Source organism: Clostridium sp. SGI.024 (assembly GCF_050315195.1).
In the GTDB taxonomy this organism is placed as follows: domain Bacteria; phylum Bacillota; class Clostridia; order Clostridiales; family Clostridiaceae; genus Clostridium.
This window is the reverse complement of sequence record NZ_JBNPON010000159.1, coordinates 1-506: the sequence shown is the minus strand read 5'-3', so window position 1 is coordinate 506 and position 506 is coordinate 1. Positions and strand designations below refer to the sequence as shown.

Annotated in this window: 2 pseudogenes; both read right to left on the bottom strand. The window is 23.9% G+C overall.

From position 1 onward, the window contains the following. A pseudogene (locus ACQRD5_RS17210) lies at positions 1-214 on the bottom strand (IS21-like element ISCbo2 family helper ATPase IstB); the annotation flags it as partial. Continuing rightward, a pseudogene (locus ACQRD5_RS17205) lies at positions 208-506 on the bottom strand (Mu transposase domain-containing protein); the annotation flags it as partial. The pseudogenes ACQRD5_RS17210 and ACQRD5_RS17205, both read right to left, overlap by 7 nt.

Below are 506 nucleotides of genomic sequence, written 5' to 3'. Positions count from 1 at the left end.
TATGTGGAAATGCCCCTACTTTAACCATAGATTTAATCATATTTGCTTCTTTACAGTCTATTTCATGAGATGTAAGTTTTATAAGAGTATCAACAAAAGACAAATTATTTTTGGTTGCAAAATTAATAACTTCATCTAAATGAGTAATCATTTGTTTTAATTTTAGATATTCTAGATTTTTAATTAATTGTATGTATGCACTATTAGTTACCATATATTTCTCCTATCATTCTTAAATTATTTTTAGCAATTTCATTCATTTCATAGTTATTATTTTTAAATGTTAAAGAACTTATCTGCAAGTAATGACTATCATGATAATTTAATTTTTGATTTTTGATTTCGTGAATAGTAACTAAATTTGTGTTATAATACAAATGTAGTTGATTATCATATACTTGTAGTTTTAGCTTTTTGCCTATATATTCTGGTGGTACAGAATATTGATTAGATTTATAAGAAATCATACTCTGGCGATTAACTTTAACACTTGTAGTGATGATGTT